Source organism: Cryobacterium sp., from assembly GCF_025463825.1.
Taxonomy (GTDB): Bacteria; Actinomycetota; Actinomycetes; order Actinomycetales; family Microbacteriaceae; genus Cryobacterium.
The window spans coordinates 1-4,619 of record NZ_JAODBG010000078.1; the positions used below are offsets into that span (position 1 = coordinate 1).

General features: G+C 67.5%; 3 protein-coding genes. All 3 read left to right on the forward strand.

Going from position 1 to position 4,619, the window contains the following annotated elements; genetic code table 11:
• A partial coding sequence (locus JWP54_RS09660; RefSeq protein ID WP_367274210.1) for an exonuclease domain-containing protein occupies window positions 1–753 on the forward strand: 753 nt, incomplete at its 5' end.
• A 92-nt stretch (window positions 754–845) separates the two neighbouring features.
• Entirely contained in the window at window positions 846–3,389 is a 2,544-nt protein-coding gene (pepN, locus tag JWP54_RS09665) for an aminopeptidase N (RefSeq protein ID WP_297371016.1), read from the forward strand.
• Window positions 3,390–3,520: 131 nt separating this feature from the next.
• Window positions 3,521–4,619, forward strand: a 1,099-nt coding sequence (locus JWP54_RS09670; protein ID WP_297371019.1) for a mechanosensitive ion channel domain-containing protein, incomplete at its 3' end; no start/stop codon positions are given.

The window sequence follows — 4,619 nt, forward strand, 5'->3', positions numbered from 1 at the left end:
GTCTTGAGCGTGGAGACATCAACCGTGCACATTGCTATCGCCGATATTCCGTCGCTCTGCGTTTTCGATCTGGAGACCACCGGGGTCAATACCGACGAGGACCGCATCGTCACGTGCTTCATCGGCCGCGTCATGCGCGACGGCCAGGTGAACGGGTCCTACAGCTGGCTCGTCAACCCGGGCATCCCGATCCCCGAGGGCGCCTCCGCCATCCACGGCATCACCGACGAGGTCGCCCAGCGCGACGGCGTCGACCCGGCCACCGCCATCGCCGAGATGCTCACAGTGCTCCGCCGCAGCATCGCCGGCGGCCGGCCGATCGTGGCCTACAACGCCAGCTTCGACCTCTCCATGCTCAATGCCGAGGCCCGCCGGTACGGCCTCGAACCGATCGAGGACTTCGGTCCGGTGCTCGACCCCTACGTGATCGACAAGGCCATCGACAAGTACCGCAAGGGCAAGCGCACCCTCGTGGTGACCGCCGAGTACTACGGCGTGGTGCTTGAGGGCGCCCACGATGCCGAAGCGGATGCCGTCGCCACCGGCCGGGTGGCCTGGGCGCTGCTGGCGAAGACCGACGAAACCCACCTGCACGACCTGCACGCCCGCCAGGTCGGCTGGGCGCTCGAGCAGGCCGAGAGCTTCCAGGCCTACCTGCGCAAGTCCAAGGGCGACGACCTCATCGTGATCGACGGCGCCTGGCCGATCCGCGTGGGTGCCGACCGGGCCGCTGCCCCGCTGCCCGTCGGCTGACTCGAAAGCCGGTCCGCCCGCCGTTTCATGGCTAGGCTGGTTCTCCGTGCGGAAGGCGCCAGAAGCGCCCGCGAAACAGATGGAGAATACCGTTGCCCGGAGAAAACCTCACCAGGATCGAAGCCCAGGAGCGCGCGGCGCTCGTCACGGTGACCAGTTACGACGTCACCCTTGACCTGACGACGGGTCCCACGACCTTCGCCAGCACCACCACCGTCGTCTTCACCGCCGCGGCCGGCAGCTCGACCTTCATCGACGCCATCACCGAGAACGTGCACAGCGTCATGCTCAACGGCGCCGAGCTCGACTCGGCCGCCGTCAGCGACGGCACCCGTATCCAGCTCGAGGACCTCGCAGCCGAGAACGTCCTCACCGTCGTCGCCGACGCCGCGTACACGAACACCGGCGAGGGCCTGCACCGCTTCGTCGACCCCGTCGACAACGAGGTCTACCTCTACAGCCAGTTCGAGGTGCCCGACTCCCGCCGGGTGTTCGCCGTGTTCGAACAGCCCGACCTCAAGGCCACCTTCCGGTTCACGGTCACCGCGCCCGGCGCCTGGGAAGTTATCTCCAACTCGGCCACGCCGGAGCCCACGGATGCCGGCAACGGCAACAAGACCTGGGCGTTCGAGCCCACCCACACCATCTCCAGCTACATCACCGCCCTCGTCGCCGGTCCGTACGCCGTGGTGCGCAGCGAACTCACCTCCAGCGACGGCCGCGTCATCCCGCTGGGCCTGTTCAGCCGCAAGAGCCTGTTCGAGTACCTGGACGCCGACTACATCTTCGAGAAAACCCGCCAAGGCTTCGCGTACTACGAGGACAAGTTCGACTTCCCGTACCCGTTCGATAAGTACGACCAGATGTTCGTGCCGGAGTTCAACGCCGGCGCCATGGAAAACGCCGGCGCCGTCACCTTCACCGAGACCTACGTGTTCCGCTCCAAGGTCACCGACGCCATCAAGGAACGCCGCGTCGTCACGATCCTGCACGAGCTGGCCCACATGTGGTTCGGCGACCTCGTCACCATGAAGTGGTGGAACGACCTGTGGCTGAACGAGTCGTTCGCCGAGTGGGCATCCACCATCGCCACCGCCGAGGCCACCGAGTGGACCGAAGCGTGGACCACGTTCGCCGCGATGGAGAAGAGTTGGGCGTACCGCCAGGACCAGCTGCCCTCCACCCACCCGGTCGTCGCGACCATCACCGACCTCGAAGACGTACAGGTCAACTTCGACGGCATCACCTACGCCAAGGGCGGATCGGTGCTCAAGCAGCTGGTGGCCTGGGTGGGCATCGACGCGTTCTTCACCGGCGTCGCCTCCTACTTCACGAAGCACGCCTGGGGCAACACCGAACTGCGCGACCTGCTCGTCGAACTCGAAGCAGCGTCCGGCCGCGACCTGAGCGGCTGGGCCGCCCTGTGGCTCGAGACCGCCGGCGTGAACACCCTGCGCCCCCAGATCGAGGTCGACGAAGCCGGTGTGATCACCGCGTTCGCCGTGCAGCAGAGCGCCACCGAGGACTACCCCACCATCCGCCCGCACCGCTTGGCCATCGGGTTCTACGACCTAGTCGAGGGCGCGCTGGTGCGCACCCACCGGGTGGAACTCGACGTCGACGGCGTCTCGACGGATGTGCCGGAGCTCGTCGGCCGCAAGCGCGCCGACCTGATCCTGCTCAACGACGACGACCTCGCCTACGCCAAGGTGCGCCTCGACGCGGCCTCGCACGCCGTGGCCCTCGAGCACCTCGCCGCGATCGAAAGCCCGCTGGCCCGCTCCCTGGTCTGGGGTTCCGTCTGGGACGCCACCCGAGACGCCGAAACCCCGCCACGTGACTTCGTCAAGCTGGTGCTGGGCAACATCGCCACCGAAACCGAGTCCACCACCCTCCGAACGGTGCTCGGCCAGGTGTCCCTGACGGCGCAGTACTACGTGGCGCCCGAACACCAGGACGCTACCGTCACCGCGGTCGGCGACGCCCTCTGGGCGCTCGCCCAGGGCGCAGAGGCCGGCAGTGACGCCCAGTTCCAGTTCGTCAAGTTCTTCGCCTCCGTGGCCAAGACGCCCGCGCAGCTGGCCGCGATCGCGGGCCTTCGCACCGGTTCTTTCAAGCTGCCGGGCCTGGACATCGACACCGACCTGAGCTGGGAGCTGCTCGGCGCCCTCGTCGCCGGCGGCGAAGCCGGCGCGACGGAGATCGACGCGGCCCTGGCCGCGGACAACACCGCCACCGGAGCCCAGTCGGCCGCGAACGTGCGCGCCGCCATTCCCACTGTCGAAGCCAAGCAGGCAGCCTGGTCGTCGCTCATCGACGTCGACACGGCACCGAACACCATCGTGCGGGTCACCGCTGCCGGCTTCCTGCGCGCCCACGACACGAGCCTGCTCGAGCCGTTCGTCGCGCAGTACTTCGACGTGCTGCAGAAGGTTTGGGCCGAGCGGAGCTACGCGATCGCCGAGAAGCTGATTGTGGGCCTCTACCCCTCGCCGCTGTCGAACCAGGCCCTGGTCGACGCGACCCGCGCCTGGCTGGACGCCAACCCGGAGCCCGCAGCCCTGCGTCGTCTCGTGGTCGAAAACCTCGCCGGTGTGGAGCGGAGCCTGCGCGTGCAGGCCCGCGACAAGGAGTAACAGCGATCGCTCTCGCTGGTCGGGCTTGTCGAGACCCTCCATCGGGTCTCGACCGGCTCGACCAGCGTTCGTTGTGCACCCGAGTGGCGCTCAGGGAGCGCCCGGTCGGCGCTCGATAGACTGGCCGGGCTATGGACTGGACTACATTCTGGAAAACGACCACCTTCATTTGGGAACTGGACATCGTCCAGATCGCCGTCATCATCGTCTTTGCGCTGGTCGCGCGCTGGCTGCTGCTGTTCCTGATCCACCGTGTGGTGACCCAGATCGTGTCGGGGGTGAAGAAGAACCAGAAGGTCGATGACACCCAGGCCCTGAATGTGTCCCCGGTGGCGGCGGTGCGCACCGTGCAGCGCACCCGAACGCTCGGCTCGGTGCTCACGAACATCGTCAACGTGTTGATTGTCGTGGTCGCCGTCCTGTTGATCGTTAACACGATCGACACGAGCATCCTCAGCTCCTTCGCGCTCCTCACCGCCGCTCTCGGCGCCGGCCTCGGTTTCGGCGCCCAGAACATCGTCAAGGACGTGCTCAACGGGCTGTTCATGGTGATGGAAGACCAGCTCGGCGTCGGCGACGTCGTGGACCTGGGGTTTGCGACGGGTGTCGTCGAAGCCGTCGGCATCCGCATCACGCAGGTCCGGGACGTGAACGGCACCCTCTGGTTCGTGCGGAACGGCGAGATCCTCCGGGTGGGCAACATGTCTCAGGGCTGGGCGCGGGTCATCATCGACCTCGCCGTGCCGTACAAGACGGATGTCGACGCCGTGCAGACCGAGATGCTCCGCGTCGCCGTGGAGATGGCCACCAACACCAAGTGGCGCTCCCGGGTGCTCGAGAAGCCCGAAATCTGGGGCCTCGAGTCGATCTCCGCCGAGGCGATCGTCATCCGTATCGTGATGAAGACGCGCACCACCGCCAAGGACGACGTGGCCCGCGAGTTGCGCCTGCGCCTCAAAAAGGCCCTCGACGCGATGGGCGTGGAGTTGCCGTCGCTGACCAGCATCGTGCTCACCGGTTTCGAGGGCGCAGCCAGTGTGCAGGGTGCCCGCCCGCCGCGCACCACCCCGCTGCCCGTCATCGAAGCGCCGGCCAAGAAAGCGCCCCGTAAGACGCGCGCCATGAAGGCCGCCGAAGCCGCGGCGGCCGCGGCAGCAGCAGCAGCGCCGACGCCGGCCCCAGCCCGCCCGAAGGCCGCTCACCCGACGGCACCGCGCGCTCCGAAGACCG